This is a genomic window from Neoroseomonas oryzicola, from assembly GCF_012163135.1.
Classification (GTDB): Bacteria; Pseudomonadota; Alphaproteobacteria; order Acetobacterales; family Acetobacteraceae; genus Neoroseomonas; species Neoroseomonas oryzicola.
Map to the genome: position 1 here is coordinate 24362 of NZ_JAAVUP010000008.1, position 23691 is coordinate 48052.

The following is a 23691-nucleotide window of genomic DNA, read 5'->3' on the forward strand; positions in this document are numbered from 1 at the left end:
GCCTAGGATGGCGCGACACGCGGCGGAATGGATGAGGAACGCATGGGCTTCGGGACCTGGAGCGCGAATTCGGGGCGCGAGGAGCCGCATGCCGTCCTCCGGGCCGTGGCCGAGCGGGCCCGGCGGGCTGAAACCCCCTGCGGCACCGGGTCCATCGTCTGGCGGGCCTGGGGCGAGGGACGGCCGATCGTGCTGCTGCACGGCGGATCGGGGTCCTGGCGCCATTGGCTGCGCAACATCCCGGTCCTCGCCGCGGACCGGATGGTGCTCTGCCCCGACCTTCCGGGCCTCGGCGACAGCGACATGCCGCCAGGCCAGGCCACCCCCGAGAGCATTGGCGCACTGCTGCGGGACGGGCTCCGGCTGCTGCTCGGCGGCGGAGGGTATGACCTGGTCGGCTTCTCCTTCGGGGCGCTGTGCTCGGGCCATCTTGCCGCCCAGGACCATGAGGGCTGCCGGTCGCTCACCATCGTCGGCGCCGGCGCGCTCGGCTTCACCCGCAGCCCGACGGAACTGGTGAAGGTCCGCCACCTCGAGGGCGCGGCGCGGGACGACGCGAACCGGCACAACCTGGCAGAACTGATGTTTGCCGATGCCTCCCGGATCGACGAGGTCGCGCTCGCCATGCAGGACCTCCATACGCGCAGGGCCCGCTTCAAGAGCCGCGGCTGGGCGAACACAGACTCCCTCAAGCAGGCCATCCTGCGCAGCCGCGCGCCGCTCGGCGCGATCTACGGGGAGCAGGACGCCATCGCCCGCCCCTACGTCCAGCTACGGCTCGACCTGGTGCACGAAATGCGCCCCGGGTCACGCACCGCGAAGATCCCCGGCGCCGGCCACTGGGTTGCCTATGAGGCGGCGGACGCATTCAACGCCGCGCTCGCCCGCGTCCTGGCCCGCGACGCGGCCGCGGCGTGACCGCGCCCCAGGGGCGACCGACGCGGGCCGCGACGCTGCGCGGCATGGCCTGGATGGCCGCCGCCGGCTTCCAGTTCTGCCTGCTGAATACCATCGCGCGCGGGCTGGCGTTGGAACTCGACCCGTTCCAGACGCAGTTCCTGCGCTACCTCGCGGGGCTGCTGGTGCTGATCCCGTTCATGCTGCGCACCGGCCTGACCGCCTGGCTGCCGCATGACCTGAAGGGCCAGGGCTGGCGCGGCGCGATCCACACCGCGGGCCTGCTGCTCTGGTTCTGGGCGCTGCCGCATGTGCCGCTGGCGGACATGACGGCGATCGGCTTCACGGGGCCCATCTTCATCATGGCCGGTGCGGTGATCTTCCTCGGCGAGCCGATGGTCCGCGCGCGCTGGATCGCGGCCGGCATCGGCTTCCTCGGCGTGATGGTGATCGTGGCGCCGAAGTTCACCGGCACGGGCGGGGGCTTCTGGTCGCTCGTGATGCTGTCCTCGGCGCCGCTTTTCGCGGCCTCCTTCCTCATCACCAAGGCGTTGACCCGGCGCGACCGGCCGGAGGTGATCGTCGCCTGGCAGGCCATCACCGTTGCCGTCTTCACCCTGCCCTTCGCGATCCCTGGCTGGACCTGGCCGTCCGCGACGCAGCTCGGCTGGTTCCTGATGACGGGGTTGCTCGGCAGCGCGGGACATTGGTGCCTGACCGAGGCCTTCCGCATCGCCGACATCTCGGCCACGCAGCCGATCAAGTTCGTCGACATGATCTGGGCCTCGACGCTCGGCTGGATCGTCTTCTCGGAGATTCCCTCGGCGTGGACCTTCGCCGGCGCGGCCGTCATCTTCACCGCCACAACCTGGATCGCCCGACGGGAAGCGAAGGCGCGCTGACCCCGCCTTGCGCCCGTGGCCGGTCCGTCGGATCGTTGCCGCGAAGGCGCGCGGGAAGGGTGCCGTGGAGGAACGCATGACGATGACGGCGCCGCTGCGTCGCCGCGGGCTGGCGGCCCTGGCGGCCGGGCTGGCCGCCCCTGGCTTGGCGCGATCGCAGGAATCCTGGCCCAATCGGCCCGTCCGCATCGTCATTCCCTTCGCGCCGGGTGGCCCGATCGACACGGTCGGCCGGCTCGTGGGCGAAAGGCTGCGGGAGCGCCTCGGCCAGCCCTTCCTCATCGACAACCGCGCCGGCGCCGGCGGATCGATCGGCCTGCGCTCGGTCGTGCAGTCTCCGCCGGACGGCTATGCGCTCGTCCTCACCTCCTCCTCCCTCGCCATCCTGCCGGCGATCTACGCGAATCTCGGCTTCGACCCGCGGACGGACCTGGCGCCGGTCTCTCTGGTCGCCGAGATCGCGACGACGATCGCCGTGCGCGCGAACCATCGCTTCGCGACGCTGCAGGACATGGTCACGGAGGCCCGAGCCAAGCCCGGCACCGTCACCTACGGCACCTCGGGCATCGGGTCCTCGAACCACCTCTCGGGTGCGCTGCTCGCCGCCACGGCGGGGCTCGACCTGGTTCACGTACCCTATCGCGGCGCGGCACAGGCGATGAATGCGCTCTATGCCGGCGATGTCGACGTGGTCTTCGCGAGCACGGTCGAAACCCTCGGCCATGCGCGGGAAGGACGGGCGCGCATCCTCGCGGTCACCACGGCGCGGCGCATTCCCGCGCTGCCCGAGGTTCCGGCGGCGATCGAGGTCGTGCCGGGCTATGTCGCGCCGAACTGGTTCGCCATCGCCGCGCCGCGCGGCCTTCCCGCACCCATCCTGGCACGGCTGTCGGCGGAACTCGCCCAGCTCGCCACCGACCCCGACTTCCGGGCTCGCTTTGCCACCCTCGGCGCCGAGCCGCTGATGACCACGCCCGACATCCTCGCCGCCCGCCTCGCGGAAGACGTCCCCACCTGGCAGCGCGTCGCCGCCGAGGCCGGCATCCGCGCCGAAAGACCCCATAGACCGACGACAGGACGGACCATGCGCAAACTGACCATCGGCGACGTGACCATCACCAGCATCATCGAGCGCGACGGGCCATGGCGTGCGCCCGAGGCCATGTTCCCCAAGGCCGCCGCGGCACCTGACCTGCTCGCCGAGCGCCTGAAGGAGGTCGAGCCGGAAACCTACGACGCGGCCTCCGGCAAGATGGTCATCACCTACCAGACCTATGTCGTGCGCACCCCACACCACACCATCCTCGTCGATACCTGCACCGGGGAGGACAAGGGCTGGCCCGCGCCGATGGACTTTCCGAAGCAGCCCTGGCTCGACGGGCTGAAGGCCGAGGGCCTGTCCTTCGAGGACATCGACTACGTCTTTTGCACCCACCTGCACATCGACCATTCCGGCTGGAACACGGTGCTGCGTGACGGTCGCTGGGTACCGACCTTTCCGAACGCGAAATACGTCTTCCACAAGCGCGAATATGCGGCCTGGGCGGAAACGACGAAGGCCGGCATCGAACGGCCGGGCGGCGGCGGCAACGTCCACCGCTTCAACTGCGAACCCATCGTCGAGGCCGGCCAGGCCCTGCTGGTCGACGACGATTTCCAGCTCGACGACCGCATCACGATCCAGCCGACGCCGGGCCATTCGCCCTGCCATTGCTGCGTCCATATCCGCAGCGGCGGGCAACATGCCGTGGTCACTGGGGACCTGATGCACCACGCGCTGCAGGTCCACCAGCCGGACTGGTCCACGGTCTTCTGCTGGGACCCCGCCGAGGCCGAGGCCAGCAGGCGGAAGTTCTTCGGCCAGGTGGCCGGCACCGACGCGAAGATCCTGCCGATCCACTTCCCCGATCCCTCGGTCGGGCGCATCGAGGCGAACGGGGACCGCTTCCGGTGGCGCTACATCCGCTGACGCTGGCCCCTGCTTGACGCCGCCGCCCCTGGGTGGTCGGTTCCGGCGAATTCGGAGGATCGCACCATGGACCACAACCAGCCCCACGCCGCGAGCGAGGAGACCCGGATGCTCCGGGACCTGGTCGCGAAGTTCGTGGAACGCGACCTCATGCCGCTGGAACCGGCGGTGCTGAAGCGGGAGGCGACCGGCGGCGGCTTCAAGCTGTCCGAGGAGGAGGAGAAGACCCTCCTCGCCCGCTGCCAGGAACTCGGCCTGTGGGGCCTCGACGTGCCGGAGGAATTCGGCGGCGCCAACCTGCCGCTGCTCTCCCTTGCGGCGGCGGAGGAGGAGATGGCCCGCGCCTGCGTGCCCTTCACCATCCCGCCCGACAGCCCGAACCTGCACATGATGCTTTCGGTCGCGAGCCCGCTGCAGCGGGTGAAGTATCTCGACCCCTATGCGCGCGGCGAGCAGCGGTCTGCCATGGCGATCTCCGAGCCGGGCGCGGGCGGCGATCCGGCGGGCATGACGACGCGTGCGGTGAAGGACGGCGACCACTGGGTCATCAACGGCCGCAAGATCTGGGTCTCGAACGTTCCGCGCGCCGACTTCATCATCCTCATGGCCCGCACCGGCGACGGCAAGCGCCAGGACGGCATCACCGCCTTCATCGTCGAGAAGGGCACGCCCGGCTTCGTCATCGAGCGCGAGATCCCGATGGTCGGCGGCCGCCGCACCTATGAGCTCGTCTTCGAGGATTGCCGCGTGCCGGCCGAGAACGTGCTCGGCGAACTCGGCCGCGGCTACGCCCCGATGCAGCTGCGCCTCAACGTGCGCCGCATGCAGATGGGCGCGCGCTGCATCGGCATGGCCCGCCGCGCGCTCGAGATGATGACCGAGCAGGCGCAGAACCGCGTCACCTGGGGCGTGCGCCTCGCCGACCGCCAGGCGATCCAGTGGTTCGCCGCCGAGGCGGTGATGGAGATCCACGCCTGCCGGCTGATGGTGCAGGATCTTGCCGCGAAGCTCGATGCCGGCGCCGATGTCCGGATGGAGGCCTCCATCCTGAAGGTCCGTGCGACGGAAATGGCGCAGTCGGTGCTCGACAACGCCATGCAGACCTGGGGCGCGATGGGTGTCACGAAGGAACTGCCGCTGCAGCTGATGCACCAGCAGGTGCGGCTGATGCGCGTCTATGAAGGTCCGTCCGAGGTCCATCGCAGCGCGATCGGTCGCCGCACGCTCGGCGGGAAGGTCTGACGCCGTGGCGCTGCCGCTCGAGGGGATCCTCGTCCTCGACCTCGGGCACATCTACCAGGCGCCCTATGCCGGCTTCCTGATGGCGCAGGCGGGTGCGACCGTCATCAAGATCGAGCCGCCGACCGGCGAGCCGCTGCGTCGCCGTGCCATGGTCGCCGGCGGCTCGGTGCCGATGGCGATGCTCAACTCGAACAAGAAGGGCCTGTCGCTCGACCTCAAGAACCCGAAGGGACAGGAGGTGTTCCTGCGCCTGGTCGACAAGGCCGACGTCGTCATCGAGAATTTCTCGCCCGGCGTGATGGGGCGGCTTGGGCTGGGGCACGAGGCGCTGCTGAAGCGCAATCCGCGCCTGGTCTACGCGGCGGGCTCGGGCTACGGGCAGACGGGGCCGGACAAGGACCGGCTGGCGATGGACCTCACGGTCCAGGCCGCGGTCGGCATCATGCACACCACGGGCTACCCGGACGGCCCGCCGACCAAGGCCGGGCCGACGGTCTGCGACTTCCTCGGCGGCACGCACCTGTATGGCGCCATCATGACGGCGCTGTTCGCGCGCGAGCGCAGCGACAAGGGCACCTATGTCGAGGTCGCCATGCAGGATGCGGCCTATTCGACGCTTGCGTCGGCCATCGGCATGCATTTCGGCGGGCAGCTGAAGAACGTGCCGCCCCGGACGGGCAACAGCCATGCCGGCCTCGCCATGGCGCCCTACAATGTCTACCCGGCGAAGGATGGCTGGATCGCCATCATCGTCGTGACGGAAGGCCATTGGGACCGCCTGCTCCGTGCCATGGGCCAGGCGAACCTGATCGGTGACGAGCGCTTCCGCAGCAACCCCGACCGCGTGAAGCACATGGCCGAGGTGGACCGTCTGGTCACCGCCTGGACCTCCGCCCACAGCCGCGCCGAGCTCGAGGCCCTGACGCGCGAGCACGGCGTGCCCGCCGCGCCGGTCCGCACGCTGGAGGAAGTGCTGAACGACGCGGGCATGCACGAACGCGGCATGCTGCGTTGGGTGGATCATCCGGAGGTCGGCCATGTCGTGCTGCCCTCGACGCCCCTGCGCATCGAGGGCGCGCCGCCGCCGGCCTTCGCGCCGAGCCCCTTCCTGAACCAGCACGAGGCCGATGTGCTCGGCGGCCTGCTGGGCATGGGCGAGCAGGAGCGGGAAGCGGTCCGCGAGGCCGGGGGACTTGGGCCGCGCTTCAGCGGCCGGTGAACTTCGGCTTGCGCTTTTCCAGGAAGGCCGTCGCCCCTTCCCGCCTGTCCTCGGTGCCGATGGTCGCGGCCTGCTCCGTCTCGGCGAGCTCGATCGCCTCGGACAGCGACTGCAGCGGCGCGAGCGCCAGTTGCCGCCGGATGATGCGCAGCGAGCGCGGCGAGCAGTTCTCGACGATATCGGCGACATAGGTCCGAACCGCCGCGGCGAAGCCCTCGGCCGGCAGCACGCGCACCAGGCCCATCGCGGCCGCTTCTTCCGCCGTGATGGTTCGGCCCGACAGCAGCAGGTCGGCGGCGTTCATGGGTCCGATCGCGCGCGGCAGGGTCCAGGCGATGCCGTGCTCGGCGATCAGCCCGCGGCGCGGGAAGGCACAGGCGAGCTTCGCGCCCGCGGCCATGACGCGCAGGTCGCAATACATCGTCACGGCCAGCCCGACGCCCGCGACGGCGCCGTTGATCGCGGCGATCACCGGCTTGCCGATGTTCAGGATGTAGGAATAGCGGCGCGACAAATCCTCGACCGGCGGCGGATCGCCCGGCGGGGGCGTCACGCCCGTGAAGGGCGGCCGGTCGGGCTTGCGCCCCGCGATCCCGGTGACGTCGGCGCCGACGCAGAAGGTGCTGCCGGCGCCGGTCAGGATCACCGCGCGAACGTCGTCATCCGCGGCGATCAGGCCGAAGGCCTCGCGCACCTCGGCTTCCGTCACCGGCGACCACGCGTTGCGCTTCTCCGGCCGGTTCAGCGTGATCGTCGCGATACGGTCGGCGACATCGTAGGTGATTTCCGTGAAGGCCATGCGGGCGGCTCCTCAACGCGACGGCGTACGGGCACGCTGGGCGGCCCATTGCTCGTCGGTCCAGTCCAGCATTTCCTGCGCCCCGGCCCGCGCGCCGCCGAGCAGCCGCCGACCGCCATCGGCGACGACGCATTCGCCGGTGATGTAGCCGGCATGATCGGAGACGAGGAAAGCGGCGAGGTCCGTCAGTTCCTCGTGCTTTCCCGCGCGACGCAGCGGCACGCCGCCATGCTCGATGCCGCCGGGCCGCAGGCGCGCGACCGCGGCCTCCGTGGGGAAGGTGCCAGGCGCGATCGCCACCAGGCGGATCCCGCGCGGTCCCCACTCCACGGCGAGGCTCTGCGTCATTGCGAGCAGCCCGGCCTTCGCCATGGCGGATGGCGCGGTGAAGGCGCCGCCCTGCAGCGCCGAGAGCGTCAGGATCGAGAGCACCACGCCCGGCTGCCCGGCTTCGATCCAGCGCCGCCCGCACCCGATGGTGCAATAAGCGGCACCATGCAGCGTCGTGCCGAGCACCGCATCGACGGCACGTGCGGAAAGCCGATGCGTCTGCGCGAGGAAATTCGCCGCCGCGTTGTTCACCAGAATGTCCGCGGGCCCCGCCTGCCAGACATCGTCGAGCATCGCCTCGACCGCCGTGGCGTCACGGATGTCGCAGGGATGCGTCGTGACCTGCGCGCCCGGGAGTTCGGCGCGGAGTGCCTCGGCCGTCGCCTCCAGCACCGCCGCGCGTCGCCCACAGATCGCAAGCGACGCGCCGAGCTCGAGGAACCGCTTGCCGATGGCGCGGCCGAGCCCAGTGCCGCCGCCCGTCACCAGCGCGCGGCGTCTGGCGAGCAGCCCCGGCGCGAAGGCCATCTCAGGCGCCCTTGTAGGTCGGCTTGCGCTTCTCGCGCATCGCCGCGAGGGCCTCCTTGTGGTCGTCCGTGGTGTGCGCGACCGCCTGCATCGCGGACGACATCTCGAGCACCGTGTCGAGCCGGTTGTTCCACGCCTCCCGCAGCAGCCGCCGCGCCATGCGCACGGCCTGGGGCGGGTTGGCGGCGACGCGCGCGGCGAGCGCCTTCGCCGCCGGGATCAGTTCCGCATCCGGCACCACGCGGGAGACCAGCCCGGCCGCCAGCGCTTCCTGCGCCGTCAGCGAATCGCCCGTCAGCGCCATCTCGGACGCCTTTGCGAAGCCGACGATGCGCGGCAGCAGCCAGGCGCCGCCATCGCCGGGAATGATGCCGAGCTTCACGAAGGATTCGGCGAAGCGCGCGCTCTCGGCCGCGATGCGCAGGTCGCACATGCAGGCAAGGTCGCAGCCCGCGCCCATCGCCGGCCCGTTCACTGCCGCAATCACCGGCATCTCGAGCTGCTCGAGCAGGCGCGGAATGCGCTGGATGCCCCAGCGGTAATAGCCGCGCGCCTGGGCCGGGGTGCGCTCCTTGGGCCCGCTCGCCGCCTCGCCCATGCGGCGCACATTGCCGCCGGCGCAGAAGGCGGTGCCGGCGCCGGTCAGGATCGCGACCCGCACCTCCTGCCCCGCATCCAGGGAGGACAGCGTGTCGAGCAGCGCGTCCTGCATCTCGGGGTCAAGCGGGTTGCGCGACTCCGCACGATTCATGGTGAGGAGGGCAATGCCCTCCTCAATCTCGACCTTCAGCGGCGCGTCCATCGGCATTTCCCCCGTATCAGTCGGCGGAGGATGGAGCGCAGCCGCGGGGCCGGCAAGCCGGGCTCAGCTGGCCTCGATGCCCAGGCGCCGGATCAGCGCCCCCCACTTCTCCGCGTCGGTGCGCACGCGCTGCCCGAAGGCGTCGGTCGATTCCGGCGCCATCTCGACGCCCATGCCCTCGAGCCGTTCCTTCACCGCGGGCGTCATCAGGATGCGGTTCAGTTCGGCATTCAGGCGCTGCTGCAGCGCCGGGTCCATGCCCTTGGGGCCGAAGGCCCCGTACCACACCGCCATCTCGTAGCCCGGCACGCTCTCGCCCACCGTCGGCACGTTCGGCCGGCGGCTCCAGCGCGTCGCCTCGGTCACCGCGAGCAGCCGCAGCCGCCCGCCCTCGACATGCGGCATGGTCTGGGTCGCGGCGCTGAAGAACAGCTGCGTCTGCCCGCCGACCGTGTCGGTCACCGCCGGCTGCCCGCCGCGATAGGGCACGTGGACCATCCGCACGCCGGTCATGTTCTCGAACAGTGCGGCGCAGAGGTGATTGGTCGATCCCGGCCCGGCCGATGCATAGGCCAGCTTGTCCGGGTTGGCGCGGACATAGGCGATGAACTCCGGCACCGTCTGCGCGGGCACCGACGGATGCACGACCATCGTGTTGATCGCGAAGCCGAGCATGGCGAGCGGCGTGAAGTCCGCCACGCCGTCGAAGGGCATGGACCGCATCAGCGCGTGGTTCATCGCATGCGTCGACATCGACCCGAACAGCAGCGTCTGCCCGTCCGGCACCGCCTTGGCGACGGCATCGGACCCGATGTTGCCCGAGGCACCGGTGCGGTTCTCGACCAGCACGGGCTGCCCCAGCGCCTGACCCAGCGGCTCGGCGACGATGCGCCCGAGGATGTCCGTGGTGCCGCCGGGCGCCCAGGGAATGATCAGCCGGATCGGCCGGCTGAAGGCGGTCTGCGCGGCCAGCGGCAGCGGTGCGAGGAGCGCCGGCGCGGCGAGCAGCGGCCGGCGGCGGATCAGGCGGTGCATGGTGGTCTCCCGGGTCATCGATCGTCATCCGGCGCGAGCAGGGCCGGCGCCGCCAACGCTGCAAACACTGCGCCAAGCGCCGCGTCATCCTCGGTGAAATGGCCCGCGGCGTGCAGCAGGTTCACCGACCCGAGCGGCCGCCCGTTCCAGCGCACCGGCAGGTTCATCGCGCTCCCGAGGCCCATGGCGACGATCTTCTCATGGTCGGGATAGGCCCAGGCGATGTCGGCGGCGTCGCGCCCGATCCAGGCGCGGCCTTCGACCAGCACGCGCTGCGTCCAGGGATGCTCCCAGTTCACCGGCTTGAAGCCGGAGACGGGATAGGCCTTCGGATCGCTGCTGTGGACGCGCCGGTTGCAACCTGCTGCCGCGTCATGGCGCATGATGGTGAACAGGCGATGGCCGATGCAGGCGGCGGTCGCTGCCTCGAGCGCGGCAAACAGCGCTGCCGGCTGGCCCGGCGAGGCCATGGCGGCGGCCGCCGCGCGAAAATGGGGCGTGGGATCCGGTCGGGTCATCGACAAGCCATAGCGCAAAGCCGCGCCCGGCTCACGGGGGGTAGGGTCAGCGTGGCGCGGGGGCCTGGCCCGGCACGGTGATACTCATGGAATCGGATCCGACCGCTTCCCGCGCCCGGCGCACTCGCGCCTCGAGCTCCGCGAGCTCGGCGCGCCGTTCCGCGAGCCGCGCCTCGGTCGCCGCGATCTGCCCGGCGATCTCCGCACGGCGGCGCTCGACGGCCGCGACCTCGGTCCGCATGGCGTCGACCTGCTGCGCGACCTCGGCGCGGCGCTGCTCGGCCGTGGCGACCGTCGCACGAACGGCATCGGCCTGCGCCGCCGCCTCGCTCCGGCGCAGATCGGCCGCCTGGACGTCGGCGCGCAGCCGGTCGGCTTCGGCGGTGAGTTCGCCACGACGGCGGTCGGCGGCCGCGACCTCGCCACGCAGCGCCTCGATCTGGGTCGCGAGTTCGGCGCGGCGGCGGTCCGCACCCGCCACCTCGCCGCGCAGCGCCTCGTTCTGGCGGGCGAGGTCCTGCCGCTGCCGCTCGGACGCCGCGACCTCCTGCCGCAGCGCCTCGGCCTGGCGCTGCAACGCCTCCGCTTCGCCACGCGCGGCCTGCACCGTCCCCGCGGCCCGGCGGGCCTCCTCGGCCTGGGCGCGGGCGCGCTCGGCCTCTTGGTCCGCCGTGCGCGTGGCGGCCGCGGCGCGGCGCTCGGCCTCCGCGGCGGCCTCGCGCCGTTCGGTTAGCGTGCGCTCGGCCGTCGCCGCCTCCCCGCGCAGGGCCGCCAGGCGACGTTCCTCGCCCCCCGCCGTGTCGCGCAGTTCCGTCGCCCGGCGTTCGGCGGCGGCGACCTCGCCGCGCAGCTCGCCGACACGGCCCTGCAGGCCGCGCAGGTCCGTCGCGGCCTGGTCACGCGAGGCTGTCAGCCGACCGATCTCGGCCTCGAGCTGCGCCACGCCCTGGCGGCGTGCATTCGCCTCGCCCTGGGCGACATTCGCTGCCTCGCGCGTCTGGGCAAGGCGCTGTTCCGCCGCGACGACCTCGGCGCGCAGGCCCTCGCGGCGCCGCTCCTCCTCGCCTGCCCGCGCCATCAGCGTGCCGAGCCGGGCTTCAGCCGCAGCGACCTCCCCGCGCGCCGCTGCCGCGCGCTGCTGCTCGGACTGCGTGTCGCCCCGCAGCACGCCGAGCCGACGTTCCGCCGCGGCGGCCTCGGCCATCCGGTTCTCCAGCTGAAGCTGGGTCTGCTGCGATTCGGCCCGCAGGGCTTCGAGGCGCCGCGTCTGCGCCTCGAGGCGCTGTCGCAGGGCCTCGGCCTCCTGGTCCGCCGATCCCCGGTTCTGCTGCGCCGCCGCCAGGTCGCGCCGCGCTGCGGCCAGTTGGCGCTGAACGGCCGCGAGGTCGCCCCGCGCCCGCCGTTCCGCCGCGAGGGTCTGCTCCAGTTCCGTGACCCGCGTCGTCAGTTCCTGGCCCCGTGCCTGGGAAGCGGCGAGGTCGCGTTCCAACCCCTCGACCCGTGCGCTGCGCTCGACGGTCAGGCCGCAGGCGGGCAGCAGGCTCACGGAGGCGAACAGCGCCGCCTTCACGAGTGCGCGGGATCGCGGCATGGCGGGGGGCTCTCCTTCGGTCCGGCGACGCGCGGGGTCTGCGCCCCGCGACGCCAATCCGTATAGCAAGGGGCCACCACCCCCCGGGAGTCGAGTCACGCCCGGTTGCAGGCGCGCACGTTGCGCGTGTGCCCGCGCTCACTCCGGCCCCTGGTCGAGCCCCGCGCGCAGCCCGCCATCGGGGTCCGCGACCAGGCCCTCGCGCAGGAACAGGTCGATCAGCACCAGGTTGACGTTGAACTTCACCTCATCCGTCCGCCGCACGGCATCCAGCACCCGCGCTACCGGCCAGAGCTCGAAGCGCTCGACCTCGTCGTCGTTGGGTCGCGGCGTGACCCCCTCGGGGATCTCGAGGTCGTAGACGTGCAGCACGTCCCGCCGCAGCCCCTCGCCGTTCTGCATGACGTAGGAGACGCGGCCGGCCCGCCGCGCCGTGGCGGCGAGGCCCGGCGGCAGCGACGCCTCCTCCTCCGCTTCCTTGACCAGGCATTCGTCGGGCGACAGGCCGGCAGGGATCCCGCCAGCCACGATGTTGTCGAGCTGCCCCGGTGCGACCGCCTTGTCGCGCGACCGCACGCCGACCCAAAGGTGCAGCCCGTCCGCCCGCCGGACGATCCCGTTGACGTGCACGCCCTGGGACATGACGCCGAAGGCCGGCAGGGCGCCGCGGTCCAGCGTCGCGAGCACCGGGCCGTTGCTCGTCTCCCGCACGTCGAACAATTCGCGGCGGATCCTCAGGAAGCCGCCCGCGGCGAGGGAAGGCAGCGCCTGGGCCAGCGCCTCGCTGCGCGCCCCGGGGCTGCGGAGCCGGCCGGCCATCGCGACGCCATCCGCGTCGAAATGAAAGTCCCGCGGCCGGAAGGTCAGCGCCTGGGCCAGGTCCGGGCTGACCCAGCCGACCTGCGCCGTGCCGATCCGGAACGGAATCAGTCCCGCCGGCGAGGTGATGTTGTTGCAGGCGTCGATGTGGCGCTGGAGGCTGGGGTCGGGCATGGGCCGATCTTGTCCCGCGCCGCGCGGCCGGCGCAAACCGCGCGCCGCCCGGTTACGCCGCGGCCCCGACGATGGCCTGCCCCGGGCTTCCGGGCAGCGCGGTTTTCGAGGCATCCTGCAGCCCGCCCCAGCGCACCGGGATGGCGTCCATGCGCGCGGCGCGCTTCCCCTCGCCGCGCTTCGGCCCCATCTGCGCGAGCCAGTCCGGAGTCCACACCGCTTGCCCCCTTCGACAGCCAAGGCCGATGGCAGCCATGTCCGCGCCCTGATCCGCATCGCCCCCTATCTCTGGCCGAAGGGGGAGGTCGAACTGCGCCTGCGCGTCGTCGCGGCGCTGGTGCTGGTGGCCGCGGCCAAGGCGGCGAACGTGCTGGTGCCGATCGCCTATGCGCGCGCGGTCGACGCGCTGGCGCCCAAGGATGGCGTCGGCGCCGTCCTCGCCATCCCGGTCGCGCTCATCGTCGGCTACGGGCTGCTGCGCGTCATGTCCTCGGCCTTCGGCGAGTTGCGCAACGCCATTTTCGCGAAGGTACAGGCGCGCGCCGCACGGCGCGTGGCGCTCGAGGTCTTCGAGCACCTGCACGCGCTGTCCATGCGCTTCCACATGGACCGGGCGACGGGCGGCCTGTCGCGCGTGATCGAGCGCGGCGTGCGCGGCATCGCCACCTCGCTGAACTTCCTGCTGTTCAACATCATCCCGACCATCGTCGAGATCCTGTTTGTTGCCGTCATCCTGTGGTGGCTGTTCGCGGTGTCCTTCACCGTGACGATGCTCGGGACCATCGCGGCCTATGTCGCCTTCACCCTGCTCTTCACCAATTGGCGCCTGCGCTTCCGGCGGCAGATGAACCAGCTGGACGAGGAGGCGAACACCAAGGCGGTGGACAGCCTGCTGAACTACGAAACGGTCAAGTACTTCAACAACGAGCCGCACGAGGCCCGCCGCTACGAGGAAAGCCTGACGCGCTACGAGCGCGCCTATGTGCGGTCCGAGACCACGCTCAACATGCTGAACGCCGGCCAGGCCTTCATCATGGCGGTGGGGCTGACGATCACCATGCTGCTCGCGGGGTCCGGCATCGCCCAGGGGCACATGACCGTCGGCGACTTCGTGATGGTCAACACCTACCTGATCCAGATCTACCAGCCGCTGAACATCCTCGGTTTCGCCTATCGCGAGATCAAGCAGGGGCTGACCGACATGGAGCAGATGTTCACGCTGCTCGAGGTGCCGGCCGAGGTGAAGGACGCGCCGGGCGCGCCCGCCCTCGCCAAGGGCCCCGGCGAGATCCGTTTCGAGGATGTCCGCTTCGGCTACCGGCCGGACCGCGAGATCCTGAAGGGCGTCACCTTCACCGTCCCGCCTGGCCGGATGCTCGCGATCGTCGGGCCGACCGGCGCGGGCAAGTCGACCATCTCCCGCCTGCTGTTCCGTTTCTACGACGCGACCGGCGGCCGCGTGACGGTCGATGGCGAGGACGTGCGGGGCGTGACGCAGGCCAGCCTGCGCCAGGCGATCGGCGTCGTGCCGCAGGACACCGTGCTGTTCAACGACACCATCCGCTACAACATCGCCTATGGCCGCCCGGGGGCGAGCGAGGCCGAGATCGAGGACGCCGCCCGCCACGCCCAGGTGCACGACTTCGTCATGCGCCTGCCCGAGGGCTACGCGACCCGGGTGGGCGAGCGTGGCCTGAAGCTCTCGGGCGGGGAGAAGCAGCGCGTCGCCATTGCGCGCACCATCCTCAAGGACCCGCGCATCCTGATCCTGGACGAGGCGACGAGCGCGCTCGACACCCGCACCGAGCAGGAGATCCAGGCCGCGCTGCGCGACGTCTCGCGCAACCGCACGACGCTCGTCATCGCGCACCGACTGTCCACGGTGGTGGAGGCCGACGAGATCATCGTCCTGCAGGACGGCCGCATCGCAGAGCGCGGCACCCATGGCAGCCTGATCGCCGCGGACGGGCTCTACGCCGAGATGTGGCACCGCCAGGCCCAGGCCGTCGCCGCCGCCGAGGCCGCCGCCCGCGCCCAGGCCGAGGCGGACCTCGACCGTCCCCGCACGGCCCGCATCGGGGAAGCGACGGTCTGACGCCCAAGGGCTTCCCCGCGCCCCCTACCGGTCCTATCTGCCTTCAGGAAACAAGGAGAACACGGCATGCAACAGGACCCCTCGGGCATGGCCCCGGAGGATCTGAGCCACGCCGGCTCGGTCGTGGACAAGGCGATCGAGTACATGATGGAGCAGCGCATCGCGCCGATCTCCATCGCGTCCGCCCTGCTCGGCGGGGCGCTCGGCCTGCTCGCCCGGACCATGGACGACCGGTCGGTGGCGGCCGTGCTGCGCAATGCCCTGGCCTCAGTCGAGAATGGCGAACTGGCCGAGGCACGGCAGAGCCAGCCACCCCAGGCTTGACGTGGCGGCCCGGCTGGGTCAAAAGCCGCGCCTTCCTCGGTTCCACCCGCGTGCGGGAGTCCTTCCGCGCGCCATGATCGTTTCGGGAATACCACCATGGCCCGCCGCTGCGGCATCACCGGCAAGGGCGTCCTGACGGGCAACAACGTCAGCCACGCCAACAACAAGACCCGCCGGCGCTTCCTGCCGAACCTGCAGGAGACCTCGTTCTGGTCCGACGTGCTCGGCACCCAGGTGAAGATCCGCCTGTCCACCACGGGCATCCGCACCGTGGAGCACAATGGCGGCCTCGATGCCTTCCTGCTCGGCACCCCCGACCGCAAGCTGGCGGCCGAGGCCGTGACCCTGAAGCGCCGGATCGAGCGCGCCCAGGCCAAGAAGGCGGCCTGAACCGCGCCGCCTGCGGGCGGATGGAAGGGCGGCGCCTCCAGGGGCGGCCGCCTTTTTTCATGCCTGGACGCCCCGCCGGGACCGGCCTGTTGCGCCCGGCCCGATTCCGGACCACATAGGTCGGGAATCAACGACAGCCGCGGAACGCCGCCATGTTCATCGAAACCGAAGCGACCCCGAACCCCGCCACGCTGAAATTCCTGCCCGGGCGGGATGTGCTCGGCGACCGCGGCACGGCGGATTTCACCGCCCCCGGCGACGCCGCCGGCCGCTCCCCGCTTGCCGAGCGCGTCTTCCAGGTGGGCGAGGTCGCGCGCGTCTTCCTCGGCGCCGACTTCGTCACCGTGACCAAGGCCGAGGACGCCGACTGGGTGCTGCTGCGCCCCCGCGTGCTGGGCGCCATCATGGAACACTACCTGTCCGGCCTGCCCGTCATGGAAGACGGCGAGGCCGATGGCGAGCACGGCGAGGATTTCGAGGCCGCCGACCAGGAGGTCGTCGCGCAGATCAAGGAACTGCTCGACACGCGCGTGCGCCCCGCGGTGGCCGGCGACGGCGGGGACATCGTCTTCCGCGGCTTCCGCGACGGCATCGTGAAGCTGCGGATGCAGGGCGCCTGTTCGGGCTGCCCCTCCTCCCGCGCCACGCTGAAGCACGGCGTCGAGAACATGCTGCGCCACTACGTCCCGGAAGTGGTGGCCGTGGAGCAGGTCGAGGCCTGATCGCGGCGTCCGGCGCGCCCGGGCCCTGCGGCCGGGCGCGTCATTCTTTTTGATGATCGCGGCCATTCGCGGCGCGCCCTGGCCATCCCGGGCCTGGCCGCCATATCGAGGGCACAGCGATACTCCTTCCGCAGGAACCCCGACATGGATGTGAACATGGCCACCGAGACCCTCGACGATCGCGCGCTCGATCAGCTCTTCCGCGAGGCCCGCACCCACAACAAGTGGCAGGACCGCCCGGTTCCGGACGCGAAGCTGCGCGAATTGTACGACCTGCTGAAGTTCGCGCCGACCTCGGCCAACGCCTCGCCCGGCCGCTTCGTCTTCGTGCGCACGCCGGAAGGCAAGGCGAAGCTGAAGCCCGCCCTGTCGGCCGGCAATCTCGAGAAGACGATGAACGCGCCGGTCACCGTCATCGTGGCGCACGACCTGCATTTCTACGACCATCTGCCGAAGCTTTTCCCGCATGCGCCGGATGCGAAGAACTGGTTCACCGGCAGCCTGTCCTTCGCCGAGCAGACCGCGTTCCGGAACGGCTCGCTGCAGGGCGCCTACCTGATCCTCGCCGCCCGCGCGCTCGGCCTCGATGCCGGCCCGATGAGCGGCTTCGACGCGGCCAAGGTCGACGAGGCCTTCTTCCAGGGCACCAACTGGAAGACGAACTTCCTGATCAACCTCGGCTATGGCGACCCGGAGGGCCTCTTCCCGCGCAACCCGCGCCTCGACTTCGAGGAAGCCGCGCGCTTCGAGTGAACCGCGGCGGGGCGCCGGCGACGGCGCCCCGAAGCGTTTCAGGGCGCCGCCCGCGCATTGCTTGAACCGCGGCCCCCGCCATCCGATTGTAGGGCCTCGCGTTCGGCAGCACGGGTGACACGGGAATGTCTCGGCGCTTCCTTCGACAGGCGATGATGCTGGCCCTGGTCGCCCATGCGGCCCCGGCGCTGGCCCAGAAGGCCGGGCCCGAGAGCCCTGCGGTCGGCGGCTTCGGGCTGGGCGGGCTCGGCGCAGACGGCAGCGCGGCAATCGGCGCGGGGCTGCGGCTGTTCCCGGGCACCACGACGGCCCCGCAGCAGGCGCCTCCTCCGCCCGCGGCCCCGGCGGCCGTGACGGGGCCTGCCGCCAAGCCCGCTGCCGCCACCGCACCGCAGCCGATGGCGACCACCGGAAAGCCGGTGCCGCTCGCACGCCCGGGCGCGGCGGCCATGCCGTCGGCGAGCCCGACGGCCTTCCGTGCGGACCCCGCCATCTCGCAGCGTGTGCGCCAGCAGGTCCTGGCCGCGGCGCTGCCCTCCAGCCCGAACCCGGCGGGGCTGCGCCAGGCGGTCGAATCCGGTGCGCCGTGGCAGGAATTCGACCGGCTGCTCACCCAGCACGGCTACAATCCGCGGGATCTCGCCGACGTCGTGGCGGCCTTCTACCTCATCGCCTGGGAGGTCGCGACCGGCGGCGACGCGACCACGCAGCGCGCCGGCATCGCCGCCGTGCGTGGCCAGGCGCGGCAGATGCTGGCCGGCAACTCCCCGCTCGCCCGTCAGTCCGAGGCCGAGCGCCAGGCGACGGCCGAGACGCTCGCCTTCTACGCCATGGCCGCCGCCGCCCGCGCCAACGACCTGCGCGCGGCGGGCAACGTCGCCGCCCTCAGCGCCTTCCGCGCCGAGGTCGCGGCCACGGTCGCCCAGCAGCAGGGCATCGACCTGCGCCGCTATGCGCTGACCCCGGCGGGCTTCCAGGCCCGCTGACGCGGCAGGGCGTCAGGCGGCGCCCTGCCGTCGATACGCGAGGATCGCCGCGGCGAGGTCCTCGCCCGCCCAGCCGACCGACTTGAACAGCGTGATCTCCCCGGCAGAGCGCCGCCCCGGGTGCGTCCCCCGGCACAGATCGGCCAGTTCGGCCACCACGGCCGCCTCGGTGATCGCGCCCTCGGCGATCGCCTGCACGATGTCGCCGGCCTCGGCCAGGGCACCCGTGCGCGTGTCGACGACCACGGTCGCTCGGGCGAGCAGCGCCCCGTCGGCCTCCCGCATGTCGCGCCGGTAGGCGCCGATCAGGTCGACATGCGTCCCCGGCGCCACATCCGCCCCGCGCACCAGGGCGGCGGTCGCGAGCGTCGCCGCGGAAACGATATCCGCCCCCGCCGGATCCGGCCGCTCCACGGCGCGCGCCGGCAGCCCTTCGTCGGCGAGCGCGGCGGCGAGGCGCGTGGCGTTCGCCGCCGTCGGCGACCAGACCCGGATGTCGCGGAGCGGGAAGCGCGCGGCGTAGCCCTCGGCCAGGGCGCGCGCGACCTTGCCGCTGCCCAGCAGCAGCAGCCGCGAGGAGTCCTGGCGCGCAAGGTAGCGCGCCGCCAGCAGGCTTGCCGCCGCGGTCCGCCGGTCGGTCAGCTCCCCCCCGTCCATCAGCGCGAGCGGCGCGCCCGTCACGGCGTCGGAGAGCAGGTAGGCCGCATGCACCGCGGGCAGCCCCAGTGCCGCGTTTCCGGGCGCCACATGCACGATCTTGACGCCCGTATGGCCGCCGGCCCGCCAGGCGGGCATCAGCAGCAGGGTGTTCTCGATCCCCTCGCCGCCCGGCATCGCATGGCGGTGGCGCAGCGGCGCCTCGCAGCCGTCCCGGAACATGGCCTCCAAGGCCTCGATCAGGGCGTCCCAGGGCAGGGCGGCGCGCACCGCCTCGCGGTCCAGTTGCAGCATCCTCGGTCGGTCTCCGGCAGGGAGGAACGGTTTGCCTTTCCGGCCCGTCCTTTGCTAGGCCCGCCCGCCCGAGGGGGCGTCGAAAGGGGGCGGAGCGTGCGATGCGCGTTGATCCGCGCCCGGCCGTAGCGCAGCATGGACCCTCGGGAGATGGAACGCCGGCCCGCCGGGACGATTGGACGGGCTGGAAGACAAGGGAGACTGAAAGTGCATCAGATTTCACGGCCCGGCTTCCTGCGGGCGATCGGCGCGGCGATGATCGCCGCGGCCGTCGCGATGCCCGCCGCCGCGCAGCAACCCGCGGCCGGCGGTTCCTCGCCCACCATGGATGCCATCCGCGCGCGCGGCACGCTGATCTGCGGCGTGAACACCGGCCTCGCGGGCTTCGCCCAGCCGGACAGCCAGGGCGTGTGGCGCGGCTTCGACGTCGACTATTGCCGCGCGGTCGCCATCGCGCTGTTCAACGATCCGGACAAGGTCCGCTACGTCCCGACCACGGCGCAGAACCGCTTCACGGCGCTGCAGTCGGGCGAGGTCGACATGCTCGCACGCAACACGACCTGGACCCTGTCGCGCGACACCTCGCTTGGCTTCGATTTCCCGGCCATCACCTTCTATGACGGTCAGGGCTTCATGGTGAAGGCGAGCCTCGGCGTGCGGAGCGCGAGCGAGCTTAACGGCGCCACCATCTGCGTGCAGCCCGGCACCACCACTGAGCAGAACCTGACCGACTGGGCGCGCGCCAACCGCATCCAGTTCCAGCCGGTGGTGATCGAGCGGCTCGAGGAAGTGGTGAACGCCTACCTCGCCGGCCGCTGCGACGCCTATACGACGGACGTCTCGGGCCTCGCCGCCACGCGCTCGGTGCAGCCGCGCCCGGCCGAGCACGTCATCCTGCCCGACGTGATCAGCAAGGAGCCGCTCGGCCCGGCCGTGCGCCACGGCGACCAGCGCTTCGCCGATCTCGTGCGCTGGATCCATTTCGGCCTGGTGACCGCCGAGGAACTCGGTCTGACCAGCCAGAACATCGGCCAGGCGGCGGGCGACGCGCGCCCCGACGTGCAGCGCCTGATCGGCCGCACGGGCGACCTCGGGCGGATGCTCGGCGTCGACAACGCCTTCATGGTGAACATCGTCACGCGGCTGGGGAACTACGGCCAGATGTTCGAGCGCAGCCTGACGCCGATCGGCATCCAGCGCGGCCCGAACGCCCTGTGGCCGGCCGCGGGCGGCCTGCAGTACGCGCCGCCCTTCCGCTGATGTCCTGAACCGCGGGGCGGGGGCACCCCCCGCCCCGCCGCATTCTCCCGCCGGTCCGGCGGGCAACAAGATCCTGGTGAGGCTCAACCTGATGTCCGACGCGACCGCCGACCCCCGCTTCCGTCGCAAACCGCCCAAACGGCCGATCCGCCTGTCCTGGGCCGATGAGCGGATCCGCGGCATCGTCTGGCAGATCCTCGTGGTCGGCATCATCGGTTCGATCATCTGGTGGCTGTGGTCCAACACGGTCCACAACCTCGAGGTCCGGCGCATCGCCACCGGCTTCGGCTTCCTCAACCGCGAAGCAGGGCTGCCGATCGCCGAAAGCCTCATTTCCTACGAGCCGACCGACACCTATTTCCGCGCCCTCGTCGTCGGCGTGCTGAACACGCTGAAGGTGGCGGTGGTCGGGATCGTGCTCGCCACCTTCCTCGGCACCGCCATCGGCATCGCGCGGCTGTCGAAGAACTTCCTGGTCTCCAAGATCGCGGCCTTCTACGTCGAGGTGATCCGCGACCTGCCGCTGCTGCTGCAGCTGCTGTTCTGGTACACGATCATGCAGGGCCTGCCCGGCCCGCGGCAGGCGATGCAGCCCATCGAGGGCGTGTTCCTGTCGAACCGCGGCTTCAAGGTGCCCGCCCTGGTCTGGGAACCGGCGCATACCGCGGCGCTGGTCGCCTGCATCGCCGGCATCGTTCTCACCTGGCTCTATGCGCGCTCGGCGCGGGCGAAGCAGATGGCCGACGGGCAGCCGCGCAAGATCTGGCCGGCGGCCATCGCCCTGATCCTCGGCCTGCCGGTGCTGACCTGGCAGGTGATGGGCGCGCCGTGGCAGGTCGACTGGCCGGCGCTGCGCGGCTTCAACTTCCGCGGCGGCATGTCGATCAGCCCCGAATACGCCGCGCTGCTCATCGGCCTCGTTACCTACACCGCCGGCTTCATCGCCGAGGTGGTCCGTGCCGGCATCCTGTCGGTGAACCTCGGCCAATGGGAAGCGGCGCAGGCGCTCGGCCTTCGCCACGGCCAGCTGCTCCGGCTCATCGTGCTGCCGCAGGCGCTGCGCGTCATCATCCCGCCGATGACGTCGAACTACCTGAACCTGACGAAGAACTCCTCCCTCGCGGTCGCCATCGGCTACCAGGACATCGTCAGCATCGCGAACACCACGCTGAACCAGACGGGCCAGGCGATCGAGGGCATCGCCATCATCATGCTCGTCTACCTGACCATCAGCCTTTCGATCAGCCTCTTCATGAACTGGTACAACGCGAAGATCGCGTTGGTGGAACGGTGAGGGCCCGGCCATGAGCGACATCACCGCAAACACGCCCGCACTGCCGTCGAGCCCGCCGCGGAGCGCCCCGCTCACCGCGGTCGGCCCGATCGCCTGGCTGCGGGCCAACCTGTTCTCGGGCTGGCTATCCACCGCCGTCACGCTGGCGCTGGGCTACCTGATCGTCCGCGCCGTCATGGGCTTCGTGGACTGGGCCTTCATCAACGCCATCTGGTCGGTGCCCATCTCGCCGACCGGCGTGGCGCAGACCCAGGCTTGCCGCGATCTTCATGGCAGCGGCGCCTGCTGGGCCGTGGTGACCGAGAAGCACCGCTTCATGCTCTTCGGCACCTACCCCTACGAGCAGCACTGGCGGCCGGCGATCGTCTGCCTGCTGTTCGTCGCGCTCTACATCGTCTCCTCGATGCGGCGCTTCTGGAACTGGACGCTGATCCCGATCTGGATCGGCACGCTGACCACGATCGGCATCCTGATGTGGGGCGGCATCCTTGGCCTGCCCTATGTCCCGCAGGAGCGCTGGGGCGGCCTGCCGATCACCCTGATCCTCGCGACCTTCGGCCTCGCCCTCGCCTTCCCGCTGTCGATCCTGGTGGCGCTGGGGCGGCGGTCGAGCCTGCCGGCGATCAAGGTGCTCTGCGTGCTGTATGTCGAGTTGATCCGCGGCGTGCCGCTGATCTCGCTGCTCTTCATGGCCTCCGTCATGTTCCCGCTCTTCCTCCCGGAAGGCATGAACATCGACAAGCTGCTGCGCGCGCAGATCGCCATCACGCTCTTCGCCGGCGCCTACCTGGCCGAGGTCGTGCGCGGCGGCCTGCAGGCGCTGCCGAAGGGCCAGTACGAGGCGGCCGACGCGATGGGCCTGTCCTACTGGCAGAAGACCGGCTTCATCATCCTGCCGCAGGCGCTGCGGCTGGTGATCCCGCCGCTGGTCAACACCTTCATCGGCTTCTTCAAGGACACCTCGCTGGTGCTGATCATCGGCATCTTCGACCTGCTGACGGCAGGCAAGACCGCGATCGTCGAACCCTCCTGGCAGGGCTTCGGCGTCGAGGTCTACGTCTTCGTCGGCCTGATCTACCTCTGCTTCTGCTTCGCCATGTCGAAGTACAGCCAGGGGCTGGAGGCGGAACTGAACCGCCACCGCCGCCGGTGAGCCCCGCCATGACCGACGACACCCGCCCCCTGGGCGCAACGTTCAACGATCTGGGACACGTGACCGCATGAGTGCAGCCATCGAACCGACGGAAGTCCATGTCGCTTCCGCCATGCGCACCGACGCCCCGCCGGCGATCGTGCTCGACAAGGTGAACAAGTGGTTCGGCGCCCTGCACGTCCTGAGGGACGTCGACCTGCAGGTCGCCACCGGCGAACGTGTGGTGGTCTGCGGGCCCTCGGGCTCCGGCAAGTCCACCATGATCCGCTGCATCAACCGGCTGGAGACCCACCAGGAAGGCAGGATCCTGGTGGATGGGATCGAGCTGTCGGACGATGTCCGCGCGCTCGACGCCATCCGCCGCGACGTCGGGATGGTGTTCCAGTCCTTCAACCTCTTCCCGCACCTCACCATCCTCGAGAATTGCACCCTGGCGCCGATCTGGGTGCGGAAGATGCCGAAGAAGCAGGCCGAGGAACTGGCCATGGAATACCTGACCCGTGTGCGCATCCCGGAGCAGGCGAAGAAGTATCCCGGCCAGCTCTCGGGCGGGCAGCAGCAGCGCGTGGCCATCGCGCGCGCTCTGTGCATGAAGCCCAAGATCATGCTGTTCGACGAGCCGACCTCGGCCCTCGACCCCGAGATGATCAAGGAGGTGCTCGACACAATGGTCATGCTCGCGGCCGAAGGCATGACCATGATCTGCGTGACGCACGAGATGGGCTTCGCCCGCCAGGTCGCCGACCGCGTGGTCTTCATGGACCGGGGCGAGGTGGTGGAATCGGGCACGCCCGAGGAAGTGTTCAACGACCCCAAGACCGAGCGCCTGAAGCTCTTCCTCAGCCAGATCCTGCGGGGTCACTGATGACCGGGGCGGCGGGCCCGGCGCCCGCCGCCTTCATGCCGGCCGCGCATCAACCTCTTTGCGGCAGGATTGC

General features: G+C 71.1%; 24 protein-coding genes. 15 read left to right on the forward strand and 9 right to left on the reverse strand.

The window, feature by feature from the left end; translation table 11 throughout:
- Window positions 1-27: 27 nt before the first annotated feature.
- From GWK15_RS19605 to GWK15_RS19625, 5 genes are all read left to right on the forward strand, one after another.
- Entirely contained in the window at window positions 28-918 is an 891-nt protein-coding gene (locus GWK15_RS19605) for an alpha/beta fold hydrolase (RefSeq protein WP_168043079.1), read from the forward strand.
- Window positions 915-1799, forward strand: coding sequence for a DMT family transporter (locus GWK15_RS19610; protein WP_338147299.1), 885 nt, complete (start codon window positions 915-917; stop codon window positions 1797-1799). The genes GWK15_RS19605 and GWK15_RS19610 overlap by 4 nt, the downstream gene beginning before the upstream one ends.
- A 76-nt stretch (window positions 1800-1875) precedes the next feature.
- Window positions 1876-3768, forward strand: coding sequence for a tripartite tricarboxylate transporter substrate-binding protein (locus tag GWK15_RS19615; RefSeq protein WP_168043080.1), 1893 nt, complete (start codon window positions 1876-1878; stop codon window positions 3766-3768).
- A 66-nt stretch (window positions 3769-3834) separates the two neighbouring features.
- Complete coding sequence (locus GWK15_RS19620; protein WP_168043081.1) at window positions 3835-5010, forward strand: acyl-CoA dehydrogenase family protein; 1176 nt, start codon at window positions 3835-3837, stop codon at window positions 5008-5010.
- A 4-nt stretch (window positions 5011-5014) separates the two neighbouring features.
- Window positions 5015-6229 carry a CaiB/BaiF CoA transferase family protein gene (locus GWK15_RS19625; RefSeq protein WP_338147300.1) on the forward strand — a complete coding sequence of 405 codons (1215 nt, stop codon included), beginning with the start codon at window positions 5015-5017 and terminating at the stop codon, window positions 6227-6229.
- On the opposite strand, the gene GWK15_RS19630 is transcribed toward GWK15_RS19625, so the two are convergent.
- The 8 genes from GWK15_RS19630 to GWK15_RS26070 all read right to left on the reverse strand — a co-directional run bounded on the left by GWK15_RS19630 (window position 6216) and on the right by GWK15_RS26070 (window position 13042).
- Window positions 6216-7028, reverse strand: a complete 813-nt coding sequence (locus GWK15_RS19630; RefSeq protein ID WP_168043083.1) for an enoyl-CoA hydratase-related protein — start codon at window positions 7026-7028, stop codon at window positions 6216-6218. The genes GWK15_RS19625 and GWK15_RS19630 overlap by 14 nt on opposite strands.
- 12 nt (window positions 7029-7040) lie before the next feature.
- Window positions 7041-7886 (reverse strand): SDR family oxidoreductase, encoded by an 846-nt coding sequence (locus tag GWK15_RS19635; protein WP_168043084.1) that lies wholly within the window; start codon window positions 7884-7886, stop codon window positions 7041-7043.
- A 1-nt stretch (window position 7887) separates the two neighbouring features.
- Window positions 7888-8688 (reverse strand): crotonase/enoyl-CoA hydratase family protein, encoded by an 801-nt coding sequence (locus GWK15_RS19640; RefSeq protein ID WP_168043085.1) that lies wholly within the window; start codon window positions 8686-8688, stop codon window positions 7888-7890.
- Between the two features lie 63 nt (window positions 8689-8751).
- On the reverse strand, window positions 8752-9741 hold the full coding sequence (locus GWK15_RS19645; protein WP_245211768.1) for a Bug family tripartite tricarboxylate transporter substrate binding protein: 990 nt from the start codon (window positions 9739-9741) through the stop codon (window positions 8752-8754).
- The gene (locus GWK15_RS19650) at window positions 9738-10241 is read right to left on the reverse strand and encodes a GAF domain-containing protein (protein ID WP_168043086.1); all 504 of its coding nucleotides are present in this window, start codon (window positions 10239-10241) and stop codon (window positions 9738-9740) included. Before GWK15_RS19650 ends, GWK15_RS19645 begins: the two co-directional genes overlap by 4 nt.
- A 46-nt stretch (window positions 10242-10287) precedes the next feature.
- Window positions 10288-11832, reverse strand: coding sequence for a coiled-coil domain-containing protein (locus tag GWK15_RS19655; protein WP_168043087.1), 1545 nt, complete (start codon window positions 11830-11832; stop codon window positions 10288-10290).
- A 138-nt stretch (window positions 11833-11970) separates the two neighbouring features.
- Window positions 11971-12825, reverse strand: coding sequence for an NUDIX hydrolase (locus GWK15_RS19660; protein WP_168043088.1), 855 nt, complete (start codon window positions 12823-12825; stop codon window positions 11971-11973).
- 52 nt (window positions 12826-12877) lie between these two features.
- Window positions 12878-13042 carry a hypothetical protein gene (locus GWK15_RS26070; RefSeq protein ID WP_245211769.1) on the reverse strand — a complete coding sequence of 55 codons (165 nt, stop codon included), beginning with the start codon at window positions 13040-13042 and terminating at the stop codon, window positions 12878-12880.
- Between the two features lie 3 nt (window positions 13043-13045).
- Between GWK15_RS26070 and GWK15_RS19665 the strand changes: the two genes are divergently transcribed.
- From GWK15_RS19665 to GWK15_RS19690, 6 genes are all read left to right on the forward strand, one after another.
- A complete protein-coding gene (locus GWK15_RS19665) occupies window positions 13046-14920 on the forward strand; it encodes an ABCB family ABC transporter ATP-binding protein/permease (protein WP_245211770.1) in 1875 nt (624 codons plus the stop codon).
- 66 nt (window positions 14921-14986) lie between these two features.
- Complete coding sequence (locus GWK15_RS19670; protein WP_168043090.1) at window positions 14987-15244, forward strand: hypothetical protein; 258 nt, start codon at window positions 14987-14989, stop codon at window positions 15242-15244.
- A gap of 96 nt (window positions 15245-15340) precedes the next feature.
- On the forward strand, window positions 15341-15634 hold the full coding sequence (gene rpmB, locus GWK15_RS19675) for a 50S ribosomal protein L28 (protein WP_168043091.1): 294 nt from the start codon (window positions 15341-15343) through the stop codon (window positions 15632-15634).
- A gap of 152 nt (window positions 15635-15786) precedes the next feature.
- Complete coding sequence (locus GWK15_RS19680) at window positions 15787-16356, forward strand: NifU family protein (RefSeq protein ID WP_168043092.1); 570 nt, start codon at window positions 15787-15789, stop codon at window positions 16354-16356.
- Between the two features lie 156 nt (window positions 16357-16512).
- Window positions 16513-17109, forward strand: a complete 597-nt coding sequence (locus GWK15_RS19685; protein WP_168043093.1) for a malonic semialdehyde reductase — start codon at window positions 16513-16515, stop codon at window positions 17107-17109.
- Between the two features lie 125 nt (window positions 17110-17234).
- Complete coding sequence (locus GWK15_RS19690; RefSeq protein WP_168043094.1) at window positions 17235-18095, forward strand: DUF6683 family protein; 861 nt, start codon at window positions 17235-17237, stop codon at window positions 18093-18095.
- Between the two features lie 12 nt (window positions 18096-18107).
- Here the strand turns inward: GWK15_RS19690 and lhpI are convergent, their stop codons facing one another.
- A complete protein-coding gene (gene lhpI / locus GWK15_RS19695; protein WP_168043095.1) occupies window positions 18108-19046 on the reverse strand; it encodes a bifunctional Delta(1)-pyrroline-2-carboxylate/Delta(1)-piperideine-2-carboxylate reductase in 939 nt (312 codons plus the stop codon).
- A gap of 255 nt (window positions 19047-19301) precedes the next feature.
- On the opposite strand from lhpI, the gene GWK15_RS19700 reads away from it, so the two are divergent.
- From GWK15_RS19700 to GWK15_RS19715, 4 genes are all read left to right on the forward strand, one after another.
- Window positions 19302-20306 (forward strand): amino acid ABC transporter substrate-binding protein, encoded by a 1005-nt coding sequence (locus GWK15_RS19700; RefSeq protein ID WP_245211778.1) that lies wholly within the window; start codon window positions 19302-19304, stop codon window positions 20304-20306.
- 91 nt (window positions 20307-20397) lie between these two features.
- Window positions 20398-21600: an amino acid ABC transporter permease gene (locus GWK15_RS19705; protein WP_168043097.1), complete on the forward strand. Its 1203-nt coding sequence runs from the start codon at window positions 20398-20400 to the stop codon at window positions 21598-21600.
- A 10-nt stretch (window positions 21601-21610) separates the two neighbouring features.
- Window positions 21611-22753: an amino acid ABC transporter permease gene (locus GWK15_RS19710; RefSeq protein WP_168043098.1), complete on the forward strand. Its 1143-nt coding sequence runs from the start codon at window positions 21611-21613 to the stop codon at window positions 22751-22753.
- Window positions 22754-22820: 67 nt separating this feature from the next.
- Window positions 22821-23618, forward strand: a complete 798-nt coding sequence (locus GWK15_RS19715) for an amino acid ABC transporter ATP-binding protein (protein ID WP_168043099.1) — start codon at window positions 22821-22823, stop codon at window positions 23616-23618.
- Window positions 23619-23691 lie beyond the last annotated feature (73 nt).